Genomic DNA, 24,428 nt, shown 5'->3' with positions numbered 1-24,428 from the left:
ACGCTGTCGTGTCATGCTTGGTGGCCTGCGGCTTTGAGGAGTTCGGGGATCTTTTCTTTCAACCCGAAGAAGCCCTGGCGACAATGCGGCCAGGCGCGACGATCCCAGGGGCGGAGATTTTCGGCAAACGGAAGCCCGTCGTCTAAGGCTTGCCTGCGAAGACGTTGCAACCGATCGGCTGTCGGGCCGACGGGCGCAAACCCGGTCGCAACCTGACGGCATCCCGATGCTTTCGCGTCGTGAAACGCAGTGGGACCGAGTGCTCCCAGCACGACCGCGTCGGGCCAGCGCGACCTGAGGCGCGCGAAGGCATCTTCCAGCGACGTGCGATCGGCAGCCTTGTCCTCCGACAGAAAGGCGATGGCCTTGACGTTGAGGGTGTCGAAGGCTGGCAAGGTTTCGAGCGACAGATCCTCGATGGTGACCAGCAGCAGGGCGGGTGAGGTGTCGTCGGGCGTTTGCGAAGTTCTGGGCTGCGAGGCGGGCGGAACCGAGACGGTGTCGGCAGTTATCCTGGCGTGTTGGGCGAGCCCGCGGGGCGCGAACCGGCCGCTGGTCATTGTGCGGATTCTTTCGGCATCGGCCAGATAGGCTTTTCCTGCGGTATGAAGTCCCGCCACCCAACGCCACGACAGGGTATTCGATGCCGGATCTGCATCGATCAGGCGGTCCAGCATGAAGGCTGCTCCGAGTTCCCATGGCAGGCCGAGGGTAAAGATCCAGATCGATGCGAACTGCATCCGCGCCCAGTTGTGGAGATAGCCGGTGGCATCCAGCTCTGCTGCCCAGGCGTCGAAACAGTCTATTCCGGTGTGGCCGGCGCAGGCATCGGCGTAGCGCCGCGACCTGGCCGTATCGGCATCGAGGTGCTCGCGCGCCCGGTCCAGCGATTGCAGGTAACCGGTCCAGACGGTCGGCCGCTGCTCCAGCCATCCCTTCCAGTAGGTTCGCCAGAAGACTTCGCTGATAAACTTCTCTGATGTTGTGGGTCCATGCATTGCCAAGACGGCGCGGACGACCTCGTCCTCGCCGATCAGGCGTCGCCGAAGCGCGGCTGAAAGGCGCGAGACATTCACGTGGCCACCTGGCCCGTGGTCGAAATTTCTCAGGCGGGCGTAGCTTGCACCGGCATCGGGTACAAATTCGCGCAGGCGCTGCAACGCGGCAGTGCGCGTCAGCGGAAACGGCAGCTCATTCATTGATGCTCCAGCGGCGGCCAAGACAGATTTCCTTACTCAATTTCCTAGGTTGCGGTACGCCGGGAAATGGCAATCGGATCAGGCGTGATCGGTGTGTCGGCCCACGCCGGCAGGGCCTCGGCTTGTGACCTTTTGGACAGAAACAGCGGTGGTTTGCCAGTAACGCCGGATGCCAGGTTTTTGACCCGCCGCGAAAGAAGGTTAAATTCTTCTTATGCAAGTCTGCGGGAAATACGGTGGAGATTCTTGGGTTGCCAGACTGCGGTATTTTATTTCAGTGCCGCTTTAAGCAGCCCAAATTCCAATGAATGTCCAACCCCGATATACAACTCAATTTCAAGCAAGCGAATGTTGTTTTAATTATTAAATTTTGGATTTTCCGAAGACAGTTTCTAGAGTGCTCCTACCAATTCAGTGTCGCGACAATCATCAACTAAGCTCCAAAAGAAACCGGTCATTAGCCACGCAGGAAATATCTGTAGGGACGAAGGTCGCATTCGTCTTCAAAATCCCTGTCAAAATACATCGAAAATGCCTATTTTGACTTAGGGGCCTTCGAAATGAATTTTTTAGAGATACTGCATATGATGGCAGGGATGCCGTTACTGCGCCTGCAAATACATCCAGACCCCCAATATTGATCCGAAGGACTATCGAATGAGGAGCGTCGCGATGGTTCAGCGAAGCATAGTGGAAGAAACCAGGCGCATAGCGGCCCTTCAGGATCTGCAGATCATCGGGACGGCACCAACCGCAGCGTTCGACGCGATTGTCGAAGTCGCAGCGACTATCTTCGGCTGTGCGACTTCGGTGATATCGCTGATGGCGGAGGACCGCCAATGGTTCAAGGCGAAATGTGGCATCGACTTCGATGGCACGTCCCGCAGCATCGCGTTCTGCGACTACACGATCAAAGAGAATGCGCCGCTTGTCGTTCACGACGCGTCGAAGGACCTTCGTTTCAAAGACAACCCGCTGGTCACGGGCGACAATCATATCCGGTTCTACGCCGGTGTGCCTCTCTCGCTCGATGGCGAACTTTGTCTCGGGGCGCTCTGCGTTATCGACAAGGACCCCAGGGAGCCGAGCGAACAGCAAATCCAGCAGCTTGTGCGTCTGGGGCGTGCTGTCGAAGGCCTCTTACTGGCGCACCGTCATCTTGTTACGTCCCAGGCGGCGACCGCCGAAGCCCATCGTCAATCCAGGGAGGCAAGTCGCCGCGAAGCGCTGCTGACGCAGGTCGAGAGAATGGCTGCCATCGGCGCATGGCGCATCGATATAGCGACGAACGCCGTCATCTGGTCCGATCAGATCCGTATTCTCCATGAACTCGAGGACGGCGAGACGGTGACGCTCGAAGACGGGCTCAAGTTTTATCCCGAGCCGGACCGCACACGTGTCAGGCACGCAGTCGAAGAGGCGGTAAAGCTGGGCAGTGCCTTTGCGGTCGAGGCAAATTTCATAACTGCGCGCGGTCGCAAGCGCCGCATTCGCTGCAGCGGCGATGTCGAGATGGAAAACGGGGTGCCGGCCCATATCATCGGCATCTTTCAGGATATCACCGAACGGCACGATGCAGAGCGGACGCTTTGGCATAGTGCCCACGTCGATCACCTGAGCGGCCTTGCAAACCGGCACTGGTTTCAAAAAGACCTGGCCGAGCGGCTGACGAAGGCCCGGCATGAAAGCCAGAAAGTCGGGCTTCTGCTGATCGATCTCGATAGCTTCAAGGAAGTCAACGACACGCTCGGCCACCAGGCGGGAGACGAGGTCATTGCCAGGATCGCAAAGCGGCTGCAGTTGGTGGCGGGCGAGAGCTCTTTCGTTGCCCGGCTCGGCGGTGACGAATTCGCGCTGGTCCTGGAACGACCGATCGCGACGGACGACCTGCGTACGCTGGCAGAAGAGGTCATGTCCCAGGTGAAATCGCCGATCCGGTTTCAGAGCGAAGCGATCCACGTCTCCGCGTCGATCGGTATTGCCTGCTTTCCGGACGACGCGAACACACCGGACCAATTGCTGAGATGTGCGGATATGGCGCTCTACAAGATCAAGCGCTCCGGCCGTGGCAGCATCGGCTTCTTCGGCCCGGAAATCGCGACGATCTTCGACACACGTCGCATGGCATTGGAGAAGGTGCGCAGCGCGGCTGCTGCGAACCGCATTGTGCCCTACTACCAGCCAAAATTCCGGCTCGACGATCTGTCCGTCTATGGCTTCGAAGCGCTGGCTCGTATCGAGAATGAGGATGGAACGATCAGCGGTCCCTCGGATTTCTGGCCGGCCTTTGCGGATCCGACCAGTTCCAAGACGATCACCAGGCACATACTGGATGGCATCGTCAGCGACATCCTCCGATGGCGGGCCATGGGGATCGATCCCGGCACGATCAGCTTCAACGCCTGTGAATACAGTTTTCAGGATCCCGATTTTGCGAGCTCCCTGATCAGAAAAATCGACGGAATGAAAATTCCCCGGTCAAGCTTCGAGGTGGAGGTGACGGAGACGGTCTTCTGGGGGGACGACCCGAAGCTGGTAGGGCGCCTGCTGACCGAGTTGCGCGAAGCCGGAGTGCACGTGTCGCTCGATGACTTCGGCACTGGTTATGCTTCGCTGACCCATCTCCGCGATTTTCCCATCGACACTTTGAAAATCGACCAATCGTTTGTCGCGGGGCTAGGCAAGAAGCTGCAGAACACCGCAATCGTCAACGCCATCGTCGAGCTTGGACACACTCTCGGAATGAAAGTGGTGGCAGAGGGCATCGAAACAGAAGATCAGCTGGAATTCCTGCGCTCGATCCAATGCGATAGCGGCCAGGGGTTCTTCGTCAGCGGAGCATTGGCGGCCGACCGTATTACCGACATGCTGCAACCCGACGCGGATCGCAAACTGAAACCAGCGAACGAAACGAAGATCACCCTTGCCCCGTGACGTGCAGGTAGGAGCGGGAGAGTGCCGCAACACATGGCGCTGGCGCCGGGTTCAATTTTTGTCAATTTTCCTTTGCTAATCTGTGGCCCGGAGGAGACTGATCCGATGGTCGGCATCAACATTCGTTTGGCAGAAATTATAGAGGCTCTCAGCCAGGCGCTCGATATGACGGAAGGACAGCCTCCGGGGCACTGCATCCGCTGCTGCTACATAGGCACTCTGATAGGCCGCGAAATTGGTCTGGGCGACAGCGAGCTCCAGGATCTCTACTATACGCTGCTCCTGAAAGATCTCGGCTGCAGCAGCAATGCGGCCCGGATATGCGAGCTTTATCTCGCCGATGACCTGAGCTTCAAGCGCGACTTCAAACTGGTGGACAGCAGTCTCGGCCAGATGCTGCGTTTCGTCATCGGTCACACCGGCATGCAGGCGGGTCTTGCGGAACGCTTTCGCAGTATTGTCCATGTCCTTCAGAACGGCGGGGACTTTTCCACCGAACTCATCCAAACCCGCTGCCAGCGTGGGGCCGAAATTGCCCGGCAGATGCGCTTCTCGGAGAGCGTTGCACACGGCATCATGGGGCTCGACGAGCACTGGAACGGTGGCGGCAAACCGGAGGGCCTGGCCGGCGAGGACATCCCGCTCTTCTCTCGCATCGCCTTGCTGGCCCAAGTGATCGATGTCTTCCAGCGCAGCGGTGGACCACAGAATGCGTTGAAGGAAATTCGCCTGCGCAAAGGCCGCTGGTTCGATCCATCGTTGATCGACGCATTCTCCCGCGTCGCCCAGACAGAAGGCTTCTGGGAGGCCCTGAACGCCGACGACGTCGAGGAATTCGTTCTGGCGTTGGAACCCGGCCAGCAGATGATCATGGCAGACGAGGACTATCTGGATGATATCGCAGCCGGCTTCGCCAGGGTGATCGACGCCAAGAGCCCCTTCACGTCGGGCCATAGCGATCGCGTCGCGTTGTTTACAGATCTGATTGCCGAAGAGATGGGCCTCGATCTCGTCGGACGCCGGTTGCTGAAACGAGCCGCCTTGCTTCACGATATCGGCAAGCTCGGCGTCAGCAACAGCGTCCTCGACAAGCCCGGCAAGCTGGATGAAAAGGAATGGAAGCAGATGAAGCGCCACGCCGAGCTGTCCGAGAAAATCCTCTCGAACATCGGTGCCTTTTCGGCGGCGGCGGTCGTCGGTGGCGCGCATCATGAAAGACTGGACGGAAAGGGCTATCCCCGTGGCTTGCACGCAGAGGATATCCCCATGGAAGTCCGGATCGTCTCGACGGCTGACGTGTTCGATGCGCTGACCGCAGATCGGCCATACAGGCCCGCGATGTCCGTTACAAAGGCGATGTCGATCCTCTGGGAAGGCGCAGGGCAATCGCACGATCCGATTTGCATCGAAGCCCTGCAGCGTGCCCTTTCCAAAACCGTTCTGGCGCAGGCCGTCTAGACGGGTAGCTTCCCCCTAGTGCCGGACTTGCGGCAGCTGTTCCCCCGGAGCGAAAACCGAGCGCTTTCCGCGAGCGATCCGAAGGCTCAGTCACGCGTCACGATGTCAGACTGCGCGCTCGTCCTTCGGTGAGTCCATGACAATCAGGGAAGTGATGGAGCTGAGGTACGATCTCGTCCCCAGGACATCCGTGTGAAATCGTTTGAAGTCGGCAAGATCCCCGGTTTCCACGCGCAGCAGATATTCGAATGCGCCAGCTATATTGTGGCATTCAACGACCTCGGGTGCGATCGACATGGCGCGCTCAAAGCCTTCAAGTGCCGCCTTGGTGTGCGATGACAAGCCCACCATGACATAGACCGTGAAGCCGCGACCCAGACGCACAGGATCCGTGACCGCGCGGTAGCCCCGGATGACGCCCGTCCGCTCAAGCTCTTGGACGCGACGCAGGCAGGCCGAAGGGGAGAGGTTAACGCGTTCCGCAAGCTGGACGTTTGTGATGCGTCCATCCCGTCGCAGTTCTCGCAATATACTGTCGTCTATCTGATCCATCGTCATCATTCATTGCGTTGAAGTTGATACTAGACGCATATTAGACGATTAATTGCGGTCGTCTCCCCTTATTATTGCGAAGGAAAATCAGAGGAGGCAATTGGATGAATTTCACGGTGATCGTCGCCTTGCTGGGCTTTGCCTTCGTCACAACGGTAACGCCGGGCCCAAACAACCTCATGCTGATGGCGTCGGGGGCAAATTTTGGATTTCGCCGAACGCTGCCTCACATGCTCGGAATTGTGGCAGGCGTCTCGATCATGACGCTTCTGCTGGGCATCGGCCTGATGGCGCTTTTCGACATCGTACCGATGATGTACGGCGCGCTCAAGGTCGTGTCGATCGCCTATTTGTTGTGGCTGGCATACAAGATAGCGACTTCTGCATCCGTCGAACAGCGTGCTTCCAAGAGCCGCCCGATGACATTTCTTCAAGCCGCTGGCTTTCAGTGGGTAAACCCGAAGGCATGGGCCATGGGGCTCTCGGCGATCACGCTGTACGCTCCGGAACGCTCCCTGGTTTCGGTTTTTGTCGTGGCAATCGCCTTCGTCTGCTTTCCGGCGATATCGGTATGGGCATGGCTCGGAACGGTGATCAGGCAATGGTTGTCGAACTCCGCGCGCCTGAGGGCATTCAACATAGTCATGGCTCTCTTGCTCGTAGCCTCGCTATACCCGATCCTCGGATTGGGTAAGTAGGTCAGGTTTGACAAGCATGAGAAGCTCGCAGGCCGTCCGTCCGTGCCCGAAAAGGATAGTCCGGCGGCGCAGCCTGTAATCAATCCTCTGCCGTGACGGGCGCGATCCTGGGGGTGATCCGCAGGGCTCTGAGAGAGTTCAGGATCACGGCGACATCGATGAGTTCCTGGAGTACGGCTCCCTGCACCGGTGTCAAGTAACCCAGTGCCGCAGCAATCATTCCGATAATCGACATGGCGATGCCCGCGATGACGCTTTCCATGGCGATACGCCGGGAGCTTTTGGCAATTTCGATGCCGGGCAGCAGGCGATCCAGGTGATCGACAAGAAGCACGATATCGGCGGCTTCAGCCGAGGCAGCGGCTCCGCGGGCGCCCATGGCAACGCCGATGTCGGCGGCGGCCAATGCCGGGGCATCGTTGACCCCATCACCCACCATCATCACCGAACCATTCTTGCGCTCGGTCAGCACCAGAAGGACTTTCTGGTCGGGCGTCAGGTCTGATCTGACGGCATCGAGGGCTAGGCCCCTGGTCACTGTTTCCGCCACCGCACGCCGATCTCCGGTGGCCAGCAAAATCCGCTTGATGCCAAGCAGGCGCAGGTTGGCAACGAGTTCGACGGTTCCCGTGCGCAATGCATCCGCCATGGTGATGTAGCCCGCGATCCTGTTGTCGACGGAAAGAGCGACAACGACCGTCCCGACATCCATGATCGGGCTGGCTGCGGACAGGACGCCGACCTGTTTGCTGACGAACGCGATGCCTCCCACGGATACCTGGCGGCCGGAGATCACTCCGATGACGCCTTCACCGGGGCGCTCGATGACGTTTTCCGGCAATGGCAGCACCACACCCTGGCGACGCGCCGCTGCCACGATGGCCTGTGCCATGGGGTGTTTCGAGGCCTGCTCGAGTGCGGCCGCGAAATACAGGATCTCACCGTCCGACATCCCGTTGTGCGCTTCGATCGAAACGATCTGCGGGCGCCCGTCCGTCAGGGTTCCGGTCTTGTCGAGAATCAAGGTGCTGATCCGCGCCAGGGCTTCCAGCGGCTTTGCGCCCTTGATGAGAACGCCGAAATGCGCCGCACGGGAAAGACCGGCCACCAGAGCCACCGGAACGGCAAGGATAAGCGGACAGGGTGTCGCCACGACAAGGACAGCCACTGCACGAATGGGATCGCCGGTGAACCACCATGCGGCTGCCGACATCGCGATCGTAACCAACAGGAACCATAGCGAATAGCGGTCGGCCAGCCTCGCCATCGGTGCCTTGGATGCCTGCGCGGCCTCCACGAGGCGCACGATGCCGGCATAGGTACTGTCGGCGGCGCGATGCCGCACGCGCAGGTCGAAGGCTTCACCGGCATTGGTCGATCCGCTCATCGCCTCCTGACCCTTGTCCAGACGCGCCGGCATCGACTCTCCTGTCAGGGCCGATTTGTCGAGGATCGCCTGTGGGCTTTCGATATCGCCATCCGCAGGCACGATCCCGCCCTGGTGGATCAAAAGCAGGTCGCCGGGTTCGATGATCTCCAGCGCAACGTCTTCCAGACCACCCTTGGCATAACGCGTCGCGGTTCTGGGGACACGGGCTAGCAACGCGCTCATTTCACGCCGGGCACGGCCTTCCGCGAAGCTTTCCAGAAATGTGCCGCCGGAATACATCACGGCAACCACCGCTGCGGCGAGCGTCTCGCCGAAGAGAAGCGCTGCGGTCATGGACAATGCGGCCACGATGTCGAGGCCCACTTCGCCACGCCAGACGCTGCGCGCGATTTCGAAGATCAATGCCGCCAGAACCGGGACGACGCCGACCTGCCATGCAAGCCTTGCAGCATCCGGTTGATCCAAGACGTAAAGAAGCAGCCCGAGTGCAAGTGTGAACATGGCCACGAGGAGAAGCGTGGTCTTCAAACGGTCTGTTCTCTCAGCGGTCATGGACATCTCTCGCTCCCGTGGAGGCTCAGAACCGCAGTTTCAGGCCTCGATCCCTCCAGGCCCGGTCAGCTCAAGAGGCGTCAAGGTAACCCACCGTTGCCGGGTTCGGATTGACCGACATCAAGTGAGGGGTGCGATACCAGTCGCGAATCGATGCGGTCATGGAGGGCCCGATTTCAGGTGGCCGGGGTGGGCTTGTCTGCAACGTTGCAGTTTTGACATTCATCATCTGTACAACCGGGCAGTTGCCGGTCTAAATCGTCCACCAGAAGTTCAAGAAACGAGAAATTCCATGATCGATCCAAAAACGATGGCCGCGAGGTTTCCCGGTGACTTTACCTTCGGCGTGGCAACGGCCGCCTTCCAGATCGAGGGTGCCACCAGGACCGATGGACGCAAGGCGTCGATCTGGGACGCGTTCTGCAACATGCCGGGCAGAGTTTTCCAGCGCGACAACGGCGATGTCGCCTGCGATCACTACAACCGGCTGGACGAGGATCTCGATCTTATCAAGGAGATGGGCGTTGAGGCCTATCGCTTCTCGATCGCCTGGCCGCGCATCGTGCCGGAAGGCACCGGGCCGATCAACGAGAAGGGGCTGGATTTCTACGACCGGCTTGTCGATGGCTGCAAGGCACGCGGCATCAAGACCTTCGCGACGCTATATCACTGGGATCTGCCGCTTTCGCTGATGGGTGACGGCGGCTGGACGGCGCGCTCGACGGCCTATGCATACCAGCGCTATGCGAAGACGGTCATGGCACGACTGGGAGACCGGCTTGATTCGGTCGCTACATTCAACGAGCCCTGGTGCATCGTCTGGCTCAGCCATCTCTGGGGTATCCATGCGCCGGGCGAACGAAACATGGAAGCGGCGCTTGCGGCCATGCACCATATCAATCTCGCCCATGGGCTCGGTGTCGAGGCGATCCGCTCTGAGGCGCCGAAGGTGCCGGTCGGGTTGGTGCTCAACGCTGCGTCGATCATTTCAGGCTCGGACACCGCGATCGATCATGCGGCTGTAGAGCGGGCGCACGAGTTTCACAATGGCGCTTTCTTCGATCCGGTCTTCAAGGGCCAGTATCCGGAGTCCTTCCTGGCAGCGCTGGGCGATCGCATGCCCGAGGTCGCCGATGGCGACATGGCGCTGATCAACCAGAAGCTCGATTGGGTCGGCATCAACTACTACAAGCCGGATCGTGTCTTCGACGATGCGGAAAAATCGGGCGACTTTCCATGGACGAAGGAGGCGCCGCCGGTCAGCGACGTCAAGACCGATATCGGCTGGGAAGTCTATGCGCCCGGCCTGAAGCTGCTGATCGAGGATCTCTATCGGCGCTACGAGATGCCGGAATGCTACATCACCGAGAACGGGGCCGCCTATAACATGGGCGTCGTGGACGGTGTGATCGACGATCAGCCGCGGCTCGACTATTACATCGACCATCTCAATATCGTCGCTGATCTCATCAAGGACGGATATCCGATGCGTGGCTACTTCGCCTGGAGCCTGATGGATAACTTCGAATGGGCGGAGGGCTATCGCATGCGCTTCGGCCTGGTCCATGTCGATTATGAGACGCAGGTGCGCACCGTCAAGAACAGCGGAAAATGGTATTCCGAACTGGCGGCACTGTTTCCAAAAGGCAACCATACCGCGACATGATCACCGACGCCAAGGGGTGCTAACCCCTTGGTCCTAGGGTAGAGGCGCGGGGAAATGCAGCAAAAGGTTGTATTATTCCTGTGTCTTTACGCGCGTTCTCAATTTCCTTAACGGTTCTTGAAGACCTGTTCTGCATATTCCGCGCTCAAGGAGTGCCGTATGGGCGCGTTTTCGAAGTTGTTTCAGCGGGATATTGGACGCGATCGTCATTCGATCGTGATGGCCGTGCTGTTTTCGTTTGCGCTCGTGGTCGCTGTCGTGACCCTGATGGTTCTGACGGCCGTCGCCCGGGTGGCAGATTACTCCAACAGGCTCGATGAGAAGCGCTCCTTCCAGACAACGACTGGCGCGCTGAAGACATTCCAGACCCAGCTGAAAGCAACGCTCAACGACTATGCGGCGTGGGACGATGCGGCGAAATTCGTCTATGCGCCCGATGGAATGGATTGGGTGGCAAGCAACTTCGGGGGGATGTCTGCGAACAACCCGCTTTTCGACGGTGTGATCGTTGTCGATGAGGGCGGAAAGCCTGTCCTCACGTACCAGAACGGCAAGCCCAGCACCGAACCTATGAAGAGCATGCTCGACCCTGCGATCTGGTCTTTGCTCGACACGGCCCGTTCAGCGCCCGCGGGAGCAATGCCGGAAGCGGCCGGCTTTATCCACACCAGCAACGGCGTGGCGGTTGCCGGCGTGGCGCTGGTCCGGCAGAAATCGGGGACCGTCCCGGTGCCCGTAGGCCAGCGGCGCTATCTCGTTTTCATTCGCCACCTCGACGCCGATCAAATCAAGGCGATGGCAGATAACTATGTCATCAACGGCCTGCATCTGGTTTCAGCGGACACGGCATCGGCGATTGCGGTGCCGGTCGTCGATCCGCTCGGCAAGACGCTCGGAAAGATGGTCTGGCAGTCGAGCATTCCCGGCGACATGAGCTACCAGCAGGCTCGTCCTCTGGTGGCCGGCGCTCTCGGGTTGGTCGGCATGTTCTTCGTCGTGCTTCTGATGCTTGGATCGCTTGCCAACAAACGTTTGCGGGCAGAGGAAGCGGCGGCGCGCGAGGCGGCCCTGCAGGACCGGCTGTCCGGGCTGCTCAACCGGGAAGGCATGCGGGTTCATGTCGACCAGATGATCGAGCAGGCATCGCTTGATCGCAGCAACGTGCTGCTCCTCTATCTCGATCTCGACGGCTTCAAGGAGATCAACGATTCCTACGGCCATGGTACCGGCGACCAGCTTATCCGCGCCATCGCTGCCGGGCTTAAGGTCCTGGTGCCGGAAAACGCCATTCTTGCGCGGCTGGGCGGCGATGAATTTGCCGTTGCCTTCCCCGGCGAAGACCTGAATGACGGCCCAGCCCTCGGCCTTGCCGAACAGGTGCTCGATTTTCTCTCGGAACCGCTCGAAATTGGTCGCCGCGTCATCGTGGTCGGCGCCAGCATCGGCATCGCCATGTCTCCCGAAGGCCGCGTCGGTCGTGAAGAAATGGTGCGCCGCGCCGATCTCGCGATGTACAAGGCCAAGGAAGCAGGCCGCTCCCGCATGATGTGCTACGACAGTGACATGGACACCGATCGAGAAGGTCGCAATGCCATGGAGCTCGATCTGCGTGCTGCGATCGAAGGGGAAACCCTCGGTGTGGTCTACCAGCCGCTGGTCGATGCGGCGACGCATGCGATGATCGGGGTCGAAGCGCTGGTGCGCTGGGATCGCCCCGGCTACGGGCCGATATCCCCTGAAGTTTTTATCCCGGTGGCCGAAACCAGCGGCCTGATCGAGGGGCTGGGGCTGCTGGTTCTTCGGCGGGCCTGCGAGGCGGCCGTCGCCTGGCCAGGCATGCGTATCGCGGTCAACGTTTCGCCGAGCCAGTTCCGCAATCCGGCCTTCGCCGACTATGTGCGCTATGTACTAAAGCAGACGGAGATCGATCCCGAGCGCGTGACGCTGGAGATCACCGAAGGCTACATCATCCAGAACCCAAAGCGGATACGCGTGGCCATCGAGCGTCTGAAGGCGCTCGGCGTCAAGGTGGCGCTCGACGATTTCGGATCGGGCTTCTCGTCGATCGGCTATCTCCGCCAGTTCGGCTTCGACCGCATCAAGATCGACAAATCGCTGACCATGGGCGTGCTGGAAGGCAAGAGCGCCCGCGACATGCTGCAGGCAACGGTGGCGCTTGCCCGATCGCTGGATATCCCGGTGACCGCCGAGGGGATCGAGACCGAGGAGCAGGGGATCGCGGTGCGGCTATTCGGCTGCGACGAGTTGCAGGGATATTTCCACGGCAAGCCGATGACGGCCGCCGACATTACCAAGCGCTATCAGGCCGAGCTTCGCGATGCCGAGGAAAACGGGCAACGGGTCGCCATTTCGGGCTGATATCCGGCCTGGCGCATTTGCGCACTTTTGCTGGAAACTCTAGCCTCTGTGGGCGCGGCCGGTCTTGCGGGCAAGCTCGATCTGGCGCTGGCGTTCGCGGAACCTTTCCCGGTCGCTTTCGCTTCTGACATCGTAGCACTGGCTGCAGGAAACTCCGGCCTCGTAGTAGGGCGAGGTGACCTCTTCGGCGGTGATCGGCGTGCGGCAGGCATGGCAAAGCTTGTGCTCGCCTTCCTTCAGCCCGTGTTCGACAGAGACGCGTTCGTCGAAGACGAAGCAGGCGCCCTCCCAGAGAGACTCTTCTTCGGGCACTTCCTCGAGATATTTGAGAATGCCGCCTTTGAGGTGATAGACCTCGTCAAAGCCTTGCTGCTTCATGAAGGCCGTCGCCTTTTCGCAACGGATGCCGCCGGTGCAGTACATGGCGATTTTGGGCTTGTTGTGCAGCCCGGTGTTCTGCCGAACCCACTCCGGAAACTCCCGAAAAGTCTTGGTCTTCGGATCGAGGGCGCCCTTGAAGACGCCGATGGCCGTCTCGTAGTCGTTGCGGGTGTCGATCAGGATGGTATCGGGGTCGGAAATCAGGCTGTTCCAGTCTTTCGGCGCGACGTAGGTGCCGACGATGCTGTTGGGGTCGATGTCCTCGACGCCCATGGTGACGATTTCCTTCTTGAGCTTCACCTTCATGCGCACGAAAGGCATCTTCGACGCCCGGCTCTCCTTGTGCTCCAGCGCGGAAAATTCCGGCAGGGCGCGCAGGAAAGCAAGGACCGTCGATACACCAGCGTCCGTGCCGGCGATGGTGCCGTTGATCCCCTCATGGGCGAGCAGCAGCGTGCCCTTGACGCGCTGTTCCTCGCAAAGCCTCTGCAGCGGGTCGCGCATGGAGGCAAACCGCGAGAAATCGGCGAAATGATAGAGCGCTGCCACCAGAAAGGGGCTGACGCCTGAGGGCGTGGACGAGGTGATGTCGGTCATGTGGTCGAAATACAGCCTTGAGGCCTTTGACGCAATGTCGATTTGCGACCCCTGTGGCAAAGCTGGCTCGACAGTGGTCGAGGGCAGGCATCCTAGACTTCGGAGCGCATCGCCAGTGCCTGGTTGGAATAGCGGTGCTGGCCGGTGACTTCTTCGCCAAGCCAATCCGGCAGCTCGGGATTATCATCCTCGTGCCCCATCTCGACCTCGGCGATCTGCAAGCCCGCATGCACACCGTCGAACACGTCGATTTCCCAGGTAAACCCTTTGTACGGCACCTTGTGGCGGGTCTTGATAATCGGTACGCCAACGGCCTTCGTCATCAACTCCTCCGCATCGGCCAGGGGAATGGGATACTCGAATTCGTCGCGGGTCATGCGCTTGCCGATCTTGACTGTCAGCGTCGCCTGCGTCCCGTTGGCAAGCCTGATACGGACGGATCGATCCTCCATCGAGGCGATGTAGGCCTGTTGCAGTCCGATCGTTTCGGCCACCAGATCCCGCCATCCGTCGTGCCGGACCAGGAATTTGCGTTCAATCTCTTTTGCCAATGGTGTCAGCCTCCCCCGGCCTCGTCCTGTTTCAGGCAGGCTAACCGATGTCTGCGGCATTTCCTACCCGGGCGGGCAGTTGCCCGCTTTTGTCTCGACAAGGATGTTCAGGAGGGTTATCGAAGTCTGAAATTCAATCGTTTTCTGGAGTGTCGGCGATGGGTGAAAAAACCGAAAAGCTGCTAGCCATCCTGCAATATGCACCGGTCGTGCCGGTGCTGATCGTCGACGACGTGAAGTCGGCAGTCCTGCTTGCCCGGGCCCTGGTCGCCGGTGGACTGAAGGCGATCGAGATCACCATGCGTACGGCGGCAGCGCTGGATGCGGTGCGTGCCGTGGCCGACGAAGTCGAAGGCGCCGAGGTTGGCGCCGGTACGATCCTCAACGTTGCCCATTGGGAAGCGGCCGTCGAAGCCGGTTCGAAATTCATCGTCAGCCCTGGCACGACGCAGGAGTTGCTCGATGTCGCGCGACAGTCGAGCGTTCCCTTGCTACCGGGTGCGGCGACCGCGAGCGAAGTCATGGCGCTGCGCGAAGAGGGCTATCAGGTGCTGAAGTTCTTCCCCGCCGAGCAGGCCGGCGGTGCAGGCTATCTCAAGGCGCTTTCGTCGCCGCTGGCCGGAACGATGTTCTGCCCGACGGGCGGCGTATCTCTGAAGAATGCCCGCGATTATCTGTCGTTGCCGAACGTCATCTGCGTTGGCGGGTCCTGGGTGGCGCCAAAGGAGCTTATCGCTTCGGGCGACTGGGCGGGAATCACCAAGCTTGCGGCGGAAGCTGCGGCACTGCGCGGCTGATACGCGTTCGAGACTGCCGGCCCGTATCGGACCGGCAGTTCGTCATCGATCCGCTCCCGAAGCGCAGTGGCGCCATCGGCGCTTCAAGGGGTAAGCTGCTTGACCGATAAAAAGTCGGAAAACCGATCGTCAGCAATCGCTGCAGCGATCATCCTGCTCGGCGCTGGTACGGTGCTGTACCTGATGCCGGATGCCGTGTTGTGGATCGGTCAATTTTCACCCTGGCTGGCGACGGGTTTCGGCGCTGCCGTCATTCTCTGCTTTTTTCTGATCTTCTGGCTGCGGGCTAGATATCAGCGACGCAACCGGTCCTGATCTCTAGGTCTGCAACGACGCGCCCAGCAGGACGATACCGGTTACAATCACGAAGACGGCGCCGAGAAGCTCTATGCCGTTGCCCACCCAGGTGGACTTTGCCGATCCCGGCCCGGCGAGGCGCATCGCGAGCCCCTTTGCAGTGACTGCCATGATCGCCAGCATCGACACAGTGATGGCGGTGCCGAGCGACATGGCGAACACCGACAGCACGCCGCCGAGCAGCAGGCCATTGAGCATTGCGAAGGTCATGACCAGCAGGGCGCCGGAGCAGGGGCGAAGGCCGACGGCGACAATGGCCGACCAGGCTTCACGCGCGCTGAAATGCTCCGCTTTCAGAAGCAAGGGATCGGGCAGGTGCGCACGTCCGCAATCCTCGCAGACCACCCCGGCCGTTCCAAGGGTCGGGGCATCGCAGTTGAACTGGCCGGCAGACGCCACGGTGGCGTCGTTGCGGGCGAAGGCACCGCTGTCGAACAGCGCGACGCTGACAGGGCCGGCAAGGGTCGCCATTTCCATGCGGCGCTCGGGCATAGCGCGCATCATCGAGCGCAATTTGCGAAACAGCAGCCAGCAGCCGAACAATATGACCATCACGAAGGAGGAGATCTCCATGGCGTTGGTCGCTTCGGTCATGGTGATGCCGCTGCCACGCAGCACGAAATAGGCGGCACCAACTACGGCAACGGCAACCACGCCCTGGACGAAGGCGGACACGAAGGAAATCGCGATGCCGCGTTTCAACTGAATCTCGTTGGCAACCATGTAGGACGAGATCACCGCCTTGCCGTGGCCGGGACCGGCCGCGTGGAAAATTCCGTAGGCGAAGGATAATCCGATCAATGTCGAGAGCTGCCAAGGATCCTTGCGCATGGCGCCGATCGATTGGGTCAGGGCGCGATAAAACGCCTGTTGCTGGTCGTTGACGTAAAGGAAGATCGGCGCAAGAGGGCCGCCGATTGGTTGGAAGCTCGGTTCGGCGGTACCGATGCCGAGAGGCGACCCGGTGGCGTGCGCGAGGCCGGTCGCGGCGAGGAGGAGCGTAACTGCAAGCGACGCAAAGGCAAGGCGGCGGTTCAGCATTGAGCATCGATCCGTGTTGCAAACAGTTTCGACATGGTCGTCCCGGTCGGGTCGTTGAAGAAAGCGTCGGTCAGCGATGACTTGTTCTCGGCGATGACCTCGTCCGGGTCGGGGCGCACGACCTTCGTGGTGCAGGATTTGAAGGTGCTTCCGATGGTCACGAGGTCGCCGTCTGTCGGGAAGTCGATCGAGGTGTAGAGCGTCGGGTCGTAGATGCCGAAGGAAAGTCGGTTACCCTTCATCGGCATCGGCTCCGCCGGCGAGACCTTGAAGAACATCAACAGCTGTCCGTCCTTGTAGTCGACGTGAATGACATCAGGCTTGTTCACCTTAATCGCCTTTCCGTTCAACGACATGTTCACGTAGTAATCGTAGTCGGCAAGCGAATCGCGCACGGTGGCGCCGACTGCGGTCAGTTCGTCCGGGTCGAGCTTCAAGTTGGCGTTCTTGTCGAAATCCATCAGCACCGAAGACGAGAATACCTCGTCGAACCGCCAGACATTCTGAAGCTCCTTGACGTTGCCATCATCGCCGGCCACCACCTCAAGCCGCGCCTGCACGAAAATATGCGGGTGGGCAAATGCTGCGGCGGGCGCCAGCAACAGCATTGCGGCGAGCAGGAGGGTTGTTTTCTTCATGAGCCCTCGGCGCATCGCAGGTCATCGTTCATGGTGCAACTTCGTGAAAAAATGAGACGGAATTGGGACCGGTCCAAGTGGGGCAGGGAGCCTAGCCGTTCTTGCGAAACCAGTTGTGCAGGTAGTCGACGAAGATGCGCACCTTTGCCGGCAGGTAGCGCCGATGCGGGTAGACGGCGTAGATGCCGCGATCTGTCGGTATGTAGTCGTTGAACAATGTCACCAGTGCGCCGCTCTCGATGCTCTTGCGGGCGATAAAGTCCGGTACGATGGCAAAACCGATGCCGGCCAGCGCGGCGCGTAATGTCGCATGCGGGCTGTTGACCTCCATCGGGCCAGTGATGGGGACATTGAACCAGGTGCTGTCGGGGTTGCAGAATCGGATGCTGCCCTGCGCACGATTGTTGGTGTCGATGATGAAGGGGATGCGGGAAAGGTCGCTCGGATGATCGAGGGGCTGATGGCGGTCGAGAAACTCCTGCGTGGCGCAGATATGCACGCGAAAATCCGAGATTTTCCGGGCGATCATGCCGGAATCCTCGAGTTTGGTAACGCGCACGGCGACATCGAAGCCTTCCTCGATCAGGTCGACGAAGCGGTCCTCTGCAGCGATCTCCAGGGAAAGATCCGGGTTTTCCTTGGCAAAGTCGATCAGCGACTGGCCGACATCCGCATCCATGAAGGTGCGCGGCACCGAAACTTTCAGCCGGCCTTTGAGCTGGACATTGTTTTCACGCACGAGGTCGGCGAGATTGTCGATCTCTTTCAGGATATCGGAGGCGGTGCGAAAATAGGTGTGGCCAGCTTCCGTCATGGAGAATTGCCGGGTGGTCCGGTTGAGCAGCAGCGCGCCGAGCTCGTCTTCGAGTTCCCGCACATATTTCGACAGCAGCGCCTTCGAGCGCCCGGTCTTGCGAGCGGCGGCCGAAAAACCCTCGGCTTCGACGACATCGATGAAGGCGCGTATGCGGGTGAGGGTATCCATTTTTCGCGGTAATCCTGTTCTTCAACGGGATAGACCCATGACGAATCCCGGGATCGTGTCAAGTTTTACCATATGCCATCAGGCCAGCATGACGGTCTTCGAGCCAGTGTCCTGCTACATCATTCGGGTGGCTTTTCGCCTTCGTCGCTAACGATTTTCGGCATCCAGTTGACGCCGCGCAATTTTTTTTGACTTCAGCCAAGAAAATTCTTGATTGTTACAACGAATGTTCTTATCTCCCGGTCAGCCCAAAGTCGCACGTGCCCATGGGTGTCCGCTGGTCCTCTAATTGGTGAGGATACGGTAAGGTACCTGGAATTAACCCCTCCAGTCGCTATCTCGGCCTTCCGAGAAATGCGAGGACATCTGAAGCAACGACGGTGCGGGCCTTTTTGTTCTCTTCCGGCTTTCCATCAGCCGGGGTTACTGAAGAGGCACACCATCATTGCCGGAAGTGCGGTAGGGAAACCTCCAATCCAAGGCAGACAAAGCCGAACCTATGCCATCCTGTGGCGTTGGTTCACTGATCGAGCATCGTGCGTTCGCCAAGGATCCGGGGTCTCCACCGGCTGGGTCCTAGCGTGGATTCGCGTATGCCCTTTGTCCTCCGGTCTGACCGCCGGAGCCTGTATTGAAGGGACTAACATGACCACTCAGCGCATCCGCGACTTTCTCGCAACCCGACGTCCCGACGGCCCTTGCCTCGTGCTGGATCTCGACGTGGTCCGCGACAATTTTCACGCTTTCCGCCACGCCATGCCGGACAGCTCGATCTATTATGCCGTCAAGGCAAACCCGGCTCCTGAAGTGTTGAAGCTTCTGGCCGGCATGGGCTCCAACTTCGATTGCGCGTCTGTCGCCGAAGTCGAAATGGCGCTCGACGCTGGCGCAACGCCTGCTCGCATCTCTTTCGGCAACACAATCAAGAAGGAGCGCGACATCGCTCGTGCGCATGCACTCGGTGTAAGCCTTTTTGCCGTGGACAGCCATGAAGAAGTCGAGAAGATGGCCCGTGCCGCTCCTGGCGCCCGCGTATTCTGCCGTGTGCTAACGGATGGCGAAGGTGCCGAATGGCCTCTGTCGCGTAAGTTCGGCTGCGTTCCGCAGATGGCTGTCGACGTCCTCGTCTATGCACATCAGCTCGGCCTTGAATCCTATGGCGTGTCGTTCCACGTCGGCTCGCAGATGACCAAGGTCGATGCCTGGGACTCGGCTCTTGCCGATGCCAAGCGCGTGTTCGTTTCGCTGGGCAAGCAGGGCATCCACCTGCAGATGGTCAACATGGGCGGTGGATTTCCGACCAAGTACCTGCGCGACGTTCCTGCTGCCGAAGCCTATGGCAAGGCCATCAACCAGAGCCTGCGCGATCACTTCGGCAATCAGATCCCGAAGACGATCATCGAGCCAGGTCGCGGCATGGTCGGCAACGCCGGCGTCATCAAGGCGGAAGTCGTGCTGATCTCGAAGAAGTCGGACAATGACGAAGCCCGCTGGGTTTTCCTCGACATCGGCAAGTTCGGCGGTCTCGCCGAGACGATGGACGAAGCCATTCGCTACCCGATCCGCACCGAGCGCGACGGCGACGAAATGGAGCCTTGCATCATTGCCGGCCCGACCTGCGATTCGGCCGACGTGCTCTACGAGAAGAACCTCTATCCGCTGCCATTGTCTCTGACGATCGGCGACGAGGTGTTCATCGAAGGCACCGGCGCCTATACGACGACCTATTCGGCTGTGGCGTTCAACGGGTTCGACCCGCTGAAGTCCTACGTCATCTAGGTCGACTTCGCCGGCCCCGGGAAAGACCGGGGCGGCACCTTCACAATTTTCATTCACAGCCGCTCATAACGGTATTGGGTACGGGAGGCCGACATGGCCGCTGTTCTTGATTCTGTACGCGCACTCTTTGCGCCGTCCACTTTCGCAATCGATCACGAAAACGCAGGCGACGTCGTTGCCCGCGAGAACCTGCTGAACCGCGCCATGGGTGCCGGTCGCACACGGAAATCCTCGGAAAAGCTGCGTCGCGGCTGCATTCCGGCCGAAGGCCTGGCACTTGTTGCCCGCGACCGCAGCGGCCATGTTATCGGGACCGTGCGCCTCTGGAACATCGAGGCCGGTGTGAACCGCGAAACACAGGCCGTCGATGCCCTGTTGCTCGGGCCTCTCGCCGTCGATTCGGACCACGAGGGCAAGGGCATCGGTGCGGCCCTGATGCGGGCTGCCATTCTCGAGGCGAAGCAGCGCGGCCATGGTGCCATCCTGCTGGTCGGCGATCCCGCCTATTACGAACGCTTCGGCTTCTTTGCCGAAAAAGCGTGCCATCTCGTCATGCCCGGCCCATTCGAGCGTCATCGTTTCCTGGCGCTGGAACTGAAGGACGCATGGCTGGAAGGTGCTGCAGGCATGCTGGTTGCCAGCGGCCGCAGGCTCACGCAGGCCAAATCGCGCCGCGCGGCCTGATCTCGGACTGACGACGCTGCATGGACAGCGTCGTCCCAGCTCCCGCATGTTATTGCGCGTGTACTACCCGCCTCGTTCGCGGCTACACAATCGCGTCAATCTCGCGTTCGGCGGAACCTTTCTTCCATCCTCGATGTTTGAGCTGCGGTAGCGCGTTTGGTATCGACGTGCCGTTGGCTTCTGCGGGGATCGCGCAAGACAGCCGCCGACAGTGGATGTCATACGGGCCCGTTCACTCACCAGACGGCTTCCGGACAGTGCCCGCCTTGCCGCCATCTTCGGACCGGAGGCCCCATGTCCGCCATAGATGATATCCGCTCGCTTACCCCACAACAGCGCAACACTGTCATCGCCAGCTTTCTCGGCTGGACGCTCGATGCCTTTGACTTCTTCATTCTCGTCTTCGTCCTGAAGTCGATTGCCGAGGAGTTCAAGACGGATATTTCGGCGGTCTCCGTCGCCCTCTTTCTGACTTTGGCAATGCGGCCGGTCGGCGCCCTGATTTTTGGCTTTGCTGCCGACAAGTTCGGCCGGCGGGCGACGCTCATGGTCGACGTGCTGCTTTATTCTGTGTTCGAGCTGGCGTCGGGCTTTTCGACCAGCCTCACGATGCTCATCGTCTTTCGCGTCTTCTACGGCATCGCCATGGGTGGCGAGTGGGGCGTCGGTGCATCGCTCGTCATGGAAACGATCCCGGAGAAGGCGCGCGGCGTCGTCTCGGGCGTGCTGCAGGCGGGTTACCCATGCGGCTATCTCATTGCGTCGCTTGTGTTCTTCTTCCTGTTCCCGGTGATCGGCTGGCGTGGGATGTTCATCATCGGCGCATTTCCGGCGCTGCTGGTTCTCTATATCCGCCGTAATGTCGAGGAATCGCCGTCATTCCTTAAGAACAAGGATCGGGCGCGGCGACCTTTCCTCACTGTTCTGCGCGAAAACACTCCCCTGTTCATATGGTCTGTCGTGCTGATGACCGCGTTCAATTTCTTCAGTCACGGGACGCAGGATCTCTACCCGACTTTCCTCGAAACCCAGCGCGGCTATTCCACCCACACAGTCGGCGCAATCGCCATCGTCTACAATATAGGCGCGATCCTTGGCGGGTTGTTCTTCGGCAGCCTTTCGCAGCGGATCGGCCGTCGCAAGGCAATCGTCATCGCTGCATTGATTGCTATTCCGATCGCGCCGCTATGGACGCTGGCGCAGACACCGGTGATGCTGGCGGCGGGCGCCTTCCTCATGCAGTTTTTCGTACAGGGCGCATGGGGTGTCGTGCCGGCACACCTGAACGAGCTATCGCCGTCAGAGGTACGCGGCACCTTTCCGGGCTTCGCCTATCAGCTTGGCAACCTGCTCGCCTCCGGCAACGCCACGCTGCAGGCGGGCCTCGCCAGCCACTGGAACGGCAATTACGCCTATGCGCTGCTGCTTGTGGCCGTCATCGTGGCTGCGGCCGTGGCTCTACTCGCCGGCTTCGGCTATGAGAAGAAGGGGACGACCTTCGAATTGCCGCAGGAAGACCATAAGGCTTCCGTGCCATAGTCTGGACGCTCGACAGAGCGTCCAACTGATACGTTTGGCAGCTATGCCGCTATGTCGACGACACCGCAATCGCCGGCAGCCGATGCAAAGGCCATCGTCTTGCCGGATTTGCTCCAGCTCATCGAGGTAATCGCTCCGTTACCCGGGCGGCGCAAAAGCGCCTCCTTGCCGTCGGCTACCCGCACGGCCAGAATCATGCCGTCGATGAAACCGATGGCGACGATGTCCTCGGCCGGATGGAAGCGCACGCAGGTCGCCATGATGTTGGCGCGGGTACCAAGCTCCAGCGGAGCCTTGCCCATCGGCCCGTCCTTGCCCTGGAACGGCCAGACAATGGCGGCGGGAGCGCCTGATGAAGCGAGCCACTTTCCCTTCGCGGACCAGGACAGCGACTTTACCTTGGCGGGATAGCCTGTCATGCGCATGTGGCGGGCATCCGAGCCTGCCTTGGGGTCGAGCTTCCAGCCATGCAGCGCATTTTCCTGCATGGTCGTGACGACAAACTGGCCGTCCGGCGAAAAGGTAACGCCGTTATGGGCGCCTTTCCATTCGAGATCGACTGAGGCACCCGACGTGCCGACCCAGTGCAGCGTCACGCCGTTGTAGCGCGCCACGGCGATCCGCAGGCCTTTCGGTGCAAAGGCGATGCCTTCGACGGTGCGCTCCTCGGCAAATTCGCGTGTGCTCCCGTCGGCAAGCACGACATAGGTCGTCTTGCCGTGTGCATAGGCGATGGCGCCCTGGGGACCCGCCGCCACTTGGGTGATCCACTTTCGTGGTGCTTCGGCAATCTGCGTTATGCCGCCATCGGAGGAGATACGCTGCACCTTGCCGCTTTCTCCACCGACGATCAGGCTTTCGCTATGGGTGTCGCGGACGCAGGTGAGAAGGCCCTGATGGGCTTCGGTCACTTTTTCGCCACCCTCGAACCTGCGAACCGTGCCGTCGGCCGCAATGAAATAGGGAACATCGTTCAGGAACTCGACGGCCAGGACATGGCCGTCGATATCAATCGGCGCAACTGTCGGCATCAGGCGGCCGCCTGGCAGGCCTTGAAGCTGGCTTCCAGCTTCTCGCGGTCAAGTTCGCGACCGATGAAGACGAGGCGGCTTTCGTGGATTTCGTCGTCCTTCCAAGGGCGCTGGTGGTCACCCTCGATGATCATGTGAACACCCTGTATGACATAGCGCTCGGCATCGCCCTTGAAAGCGATGATGCCCTTCAGGCGCAGAATGTTCGGGCCCTCGGTCTGGGTAATCTTCTGGATCCACGGGAAGAAGCGGTCGGCAATCATCTCGCCGCCGCGCAGGGACACAGACTGGACAGTGACGTCGTGGATCGGCGAGGGGCCGTGGTTATGATGGTCGTGGCCGTGATGATCATGTCCATGGTGATCGTGCCCGTGATCATGGTGGTCGTGATCGTGATGATCGTGACTGTGGTCGTGGTCGCAATCCGGGCCGCAGACGTGCTCGTCACCGGCAGTCAGGAAATGCGGGTCGTTTTCCAGCGCCCGCTCCAGGTTGAAGGCACCCTGGTTGAGCACGTGGGCGAGATCGACTCCGGAGCGGCTGGTCTTGTAGACGCGGGCGGCCGGGTTGATGGCGCACACCACATCCTCGATCTGGGCAAGCTCGGCCGGCGAGACAAGATCGGTCTTGTTAATGATGACGACATCGGCGAAGGCGATCTGGTCCTCTGCCTCGCGGCTGTCCTTGAGGCGCAGCGGAAGGTGCTTGGCATCGACCAATGTGACGACGGCATCGAGTTCGGTCTTGGTGCGGACGTCGTCGTCCATGAAGAAGGTCTGGGCAACCGGTACGGGATCTGCAAGGCCGGTGGTCTCGACGATAATGCCATCGAAGCGGCCGGGGCGGCGCATCAGGCCCTCAACGACGCGGATGAGGTCGCCGCGCACAGTGCAGCAGACGCAGCCGTTATTCATTTCATAAATTTCTTCGTCGGATTCGACGATCAGATCGTTGTCGATCCCGATTTCACCGAACTCGTTGACGATGACGGCGTATTTCTTGCCATGGCTTTCCGACAGGATGCGGTTCAGCAGCGTCGTCTTGCCGGCGCCGAGATAGCCGGTCAACACGGTGACGGGGATTGGCTTAAGAGCGACTGGTTCGGTCATGGGAGCCTCGAGAACTGGAGGGGGCCGCAAGGGCGGAAATGGGGTCGGTCACCATATAAGGATACGGTTCCGGCAGTTCAAAGGCTTTTATTGTAATAGAATCACATTCCC

The 24,428-nt window shown here is 60.1% G+C and carries 20 protein-coding genes; 10 read left to right on the top strand and 10 right to left on the bottom strand.

All coding sequences use genetic code 11. From position 1 onward, the window contains the following. Positions 1-11 precede the first annotated feature (11 nt). Positions 12-1,199 (bottom strand): FAD-binding domain-containing protein, encoded by a 1,188-nt coding sequence (locus tag J5289_RS16615; RefSeq protein WP_209184940.1) that lies wholly within the window; start codon positions 1,197-1,199, stop codon positions 12-14. A 672-nt stretch (positions 1,200-1,871) separates the two neighbouring features. On the opposite strand from J5289_RS16615, the gene J5289_RS16610 reads away from it, so the two are divergent. Next, on the top strand, positions 1,872-4,133 hold the full coding sequence (locus J5289_RS16610; protein ID WP_209184939.1) for an EAL domain-containing protein: 2,262 nt from the start codon (positions 1,872-1,874) through the stop codon (positions 4,131-4,133). Positions 4,134-4,238: 105 nt separating this feature from the next. Continuing rightward, positions 4,239-5,591 carry an HD-GYP domain-containing protein gene (locus J5289_RS16605; RefSeq protein ID WP_209184938.1) on the top strand — a complete coding sequence of 451 codons (1,353 nt, stop codon included), beginning with the start codon at positions 4,239-4,241 and terminating at the stop codon, positions 5,589-5,591. A 105-nt stretch (positions 5,592-5,696) separates the two neighbouring features. Here the strand turns inward: J5289_RS16605 and J5289_RS16600 are convergent, their stop codons facing one another. After that, a complete protein-coding gene (locus J5289_RS16600) occupies positions 5,697-6,143 on the bottom strand; it encodes an Lrp/AsnC family transcriptional regulator (RefSeq protein ID WP_142830462.1) in 447 nt (148 codons plus the stop codon). Positions 6,144-6,247: 104 nt separating this feature from the next. Between J5289_RS16600 and J5289_RS16595 the strand changes: the two genes are divergently transcribed. Then, a complete protein-coding gene (locus J5289_RS16595) occupies positions 6,248-6,841 on the top strand; it encodes a LysE family translocator (RefSeq protein WP_209206452.1) in 594 nt (197 codons plus the stop codon). Positions 6,842-6,920: 79 nt separating this feature from the next. Here the strand turns inward: J5289_RS16595 and J5289_RS16590 are convergent, their stop codons facing one another. Further along, entirely contained in the window at positions 6,921-8,783 is a 1,863-nt protein-coding gene (locus J5289_RS16590) for a heavy metal translocating P-type ATPase (protein WP_209184936.1), read from the bottom strand. Between the two features lie 292 nt (positions 8,784-9,075). On the opposite strand from J5289_RS16590, the gene J5289_RS16585 reads away from it, so the two are divergent. Both J5289_RS16585 and J5289_RS16580 read left to right on the top strand, forming a co-directional pair. Next, positions 9,076-10,449, top strand: a complete 1,374-nt coding sequence (locus J5289_RS16585; RefSeq protein ID WP_209184935.1) for a GH1 family beta-glucosidase — start codon at positions 9,076-9,078, stop codon at positions 10,447-10,449. A 159-nt stretch (positions 10,450-10,608) separates the two neighbouring features. Further along, entirely contained in the window at positions 10,609-12,828 is a 2,220-nt protein-coding gene (locus J5289_RS16580; RefSeq protein ID WP_209184934.1) for an EAL domain-containing protein, read from the top strand. Between the two features lie 39 nt (positions 12,829-12,867). On the opposite strand, the gene J5289_RS16575 is transcribed toward J5289_RS16580, so the two are convergent. Together J5289_RS16575 and J5289_RS16570 are read right to left on the bottom strand one after the other, a co-directional pair. Then, positions 12,868-13,806, bottom strand: coding sequence for a rhodanese-related sulfurtransferase (locus tag J5289_RS16575; protein WP_209184933.1), 939 nt, complete (start codon positions 13,804-13,806; stop codon positions 12,868-12,870). A 92-nt stretch (positions 13,807-13,898) separates the two neighbouring features. Beyond that, complete coding sequence (locus tag J5289_RS16570; RefSeq protein ID WP_209184932.1) at positions 13,899-14,357, bottom strand: CYTH domain-containing protein; 459 nt, start codon at positions 14,355-14,357, stop codon at positions 13,899-13,901. A 158-nt stretch (positions 14,358-14,515) separates the two neighbouring features. Here J5289_RS16570 and J5289_RS16565 point away from each other — a divergent pair, with 158 nt between their 5' ends. Together J5289_RS16565 and J5289_RS16560 are read left to right on the top strand one after the other, a co-directional pair. Beyond that, complete coding sequence (locus tag J5289_RS16565; RefSeq protein ID WP_111218820.1) at positions 14,516-15,154, top strand: 2-dehydro-3-deoxy-phosphogluconate aldolase; 639 nt, start codon at positions 14,516-14,518, stop codon at positions 15,152-15,154. 99 nt (positions 15,155-15,253) lie between these two features. Next, positions 15,254-15,469: a hypothetical protein gene (locus J5289_RS16560; protein ID WP_111218818.1), complete on the top strand. Its 216-nt coding sequence runs from the start codon at positions 15,254-15,256 to the stop codon at positions 15,467-15,469. Positions 15,470-15,472: 3 nt separating this feature from the next. On the opposite strand, the gene J5289_RS16555 is transcribed toward J5289_RS16560, so the two are convergent. From J5289_RS16555 to J5289_RS16545, 3 genes are all read right to left on the bottom strand, one after another. Further along, the gene (locus tag J5289_RS16555; RefSeq protein ID WP_209184931.1) at positions 15,473-16,552 is read right to left on the bottom strand and encodes a nickel/cobalt transporter; all 1,080 of its coding nucleotides are present in this window, start codon (positions 16,550-16,552) and stop codon (positions 15,473-15,475) included. Further along, complete coding sequence (locus tag J5289_RS16550) at positions 16,546-17,190, bottom strand: DUF1007 family protein (protein WP_209184930.1); 645 nt, start codon at positions 17,188-17,190, stop codon at positions 16,546-16,548. The genes J5289_RS16555 and J5289_RS16550 overlap by 7 nt, the downstream gene beginning before the upstream one ends. A gap of 91 nt (positions 17,191-17,281) precedes the next feature. Further along, entirely contained in the window at positions 17,282-18,175 is an 894-nt protein-coding gene (locus tag J5289_RS16545; protein WP_142830482.1) for a LysR family transcriptional regulator, read from the bottom strand. Between the two features lie 645 nt (positions 18,176-18,820). On the opposite strand from J5289_RS16545, the gene odc2 reads away from it, so the two are divergent. From odc2 to J5289_RS16530, 3 genes are all read left to right on the top strand, one after another. Next, positions 18,821-19,954, top strand: coding sequence for an ornithine/lysine decarboxylase (odc2, locus tag J5289_RS16540; protein WP_142830484.1), 1,134 nt, complete (start codon positions 18,821-18,823; stop codon positions 19,952-19,954). 93 nt (positions 19,955-20,047) lie between these two features. Beyond that, a complete protein-coding gene (locus J5289_RS16535) occupies positions 20,048-20,638 on the top strand; it encodes a GNAT family N-acetyltransferase (RefSeq protein WP_111218808.1) in 591 nt (196 codons plus the stop codon). Between the two features lie 294 nt (positions 20,639-20,932). After that, on the top strand, positions 20,933-22,177 hold the full coding sequence (locus J5289_RS16530; RefSeq protein ID WP_209206453.1) for an MFS transporter: 1,245 nt from the start codon (positions 20,933-20,935) through the stop codon (positions 22,175-22,177). A 41-nt stretch (positions 22,178-22,218) separates the two neighbouring features. Here the strand turns inward: J5289_RS16530 and J5289_RS16525 are convergent, their stop codons facing one another. Continuing rightward, entirely contained in the window at positions 22,219-23,208 is a 990-nt protein-coding gene (locus tag J5289_RS16525; RefSeq protein WP_209184928.1) for a WD40 repeat domain-containing protein, read from the bottom strand. Beyond that, positions 23,208-24,317 carry a GTP-binding protein gene (locus tag J5289_RS16520; protein WP_209184927.1) on the bottom strand — a complete coding sequence of 370 codons (1,110 nt, stop codon included), beginning with the start codon at positions 24,315-24,317 and terminating at the stop codon, positions 23,208-23,210. Before J5289_RS16520 ends, J5289_RS16525 begins: the two co-directional genes overlap by 1 nt. Between the last annotated feature and the right edge of the window lie 111 nt (positions 24,318-24,428).

This window comes from Rhizobium sp. B230/85, assembly GCF_019355735.1.
Taxonomy (GTDB): domain Bacteria; phylum Pseudomonadota; class Alphaproteobacteria; order Rhizobiales; family Rhizobiaceae; genus Rhizobium; species Rhizobium rhododendri.
This window is presented reverse-complemented; position numbering and strand designations above follow the sequence as displayed.

Bases quoted from the DNA above. Each gene is read 5' to 3' on its own strand.
- J5289_RS16550 (WP_209184930.1), bottom strand. From the start codon at position 17,190: ATGAAGAAAACAACCCTCCTGCTCGCCGCAATGCTGTTGCTGGCGCCC.
- J5289_RS16530 (WP_209206453.1), top strand. From the start codon at position 20,933: ATGTCCGCCATAGATGATATCCGCTCGCTTACCCCACAACAGCGCAAC.
- J5289_RS16555 (WP_209184931.1), bottom strand. From the start codon at position 16,552: ATGCTGAACCGCCGCCTTGCCTTTGCGTCGCTTGCAGTTACGCTCCTC.
- J5289_RS16565 (WP_111218820.1), top strand. From the start codon at position 14,516: ATGGGTGAAAAAACCGAAAAGCTGCTAGCCATCCTGCAATATGCACCG.
- odc2 (WP_142830484.1), top strand. From the start codon at position 18,821: ATGACCACTCAGCGCATCCGCGACTTTCTCGCAACCCGACGTCCCGAC.
- J5289_RS16615 (WP_209184940.1), bottom strand. From the start codon at position 1,199: ATGAATGAGCTGCCGTTTCCGCTGACGCGCACTGCCGCGTTGCAGCGC.
- J5289_RS16520 (WP_209184927.1), bottom strand. From the start codon at position 24,317: ATGACCGAACCAGTCGCTCTTAAGCCAATCCCCGTCACCGTGTTGACC.
- J5289_RS16525 (WP_209184928.1), bottom strand. From the start codon at position 23,208: ATGCCGACAGTTGCGCCGATTGATATCGACGGCCATGTCCTGGCCGTC.
- J5289_RS16535 (WP_111218808.1), top strand. From the start codon at position 20,048: ATGGCCGCTGTTCTTGATTCTGTACGCGCACTCTTTGCGCCGTCCACT.
- J5289_RS16595 (WP_209206452.1), top strand. From the start codon at position 6,248: ATGAATTTCACGGTGATCGTCGCCTTGCTGGGCTTTGCCTTCGTCACA.
- J5289_RS16575 (WP_209184933.1), bottom strand. From the start codon at position 13,806: ATGACCGACATCACCTCGTCCACGCCCTCAGGCGTCAGCCCCTTTCTG.
- J5289_RS16580 (WP_209184934.1), top strand. From the start codon at position 10,609: ATGGGCGCGTTTTCGAAGTTGTTTCAGCGGGATATTGGACGCGATCGT.
- J5289_RS16605 (WP_209184938.1), top strand. From the start codon at position 4,239: ATGGTCGGCATCAACATTCGTTTGGCAGAAATTATAGAGGCTCTCAGC.
- J5289_RS16545 (WP_142830482.1), bottom strand. From the start codon at position 18,175: ATGGATACCCTCACCCGCATACGCGCCTTCATCGATGTCGTCGAAGCC.
- J5289_RS16590 (WP_209184936.1), bottom strand. From the start codon at position 8,783: ATGACCGCTGAGAGAACAGACCGTTTGAAGACCACGCTTCTCCTCGTG.
- J5289_RS16610 (WP_209184939.1), top strand. From the start codon at position 1,872: ATGGTTCAGCGAAGCATAGTGGAAGAAACCAGGCGCATAGCGGCCCTT.
- J5289_RS16585 (WP_209184935.1), top strand. From the start codon at position 9,076: ATGATCGATCCAAAAACGATGGCCGCGAGGTTTCCCGGTGACTTTACC.
- J5289_RS16600 (WP_142830462.1), bottom strand. From the start codon at position 6,143: ATGGATCAGATAGACGACAGTATATTGCGAGAACTGCGACGGGATGGA.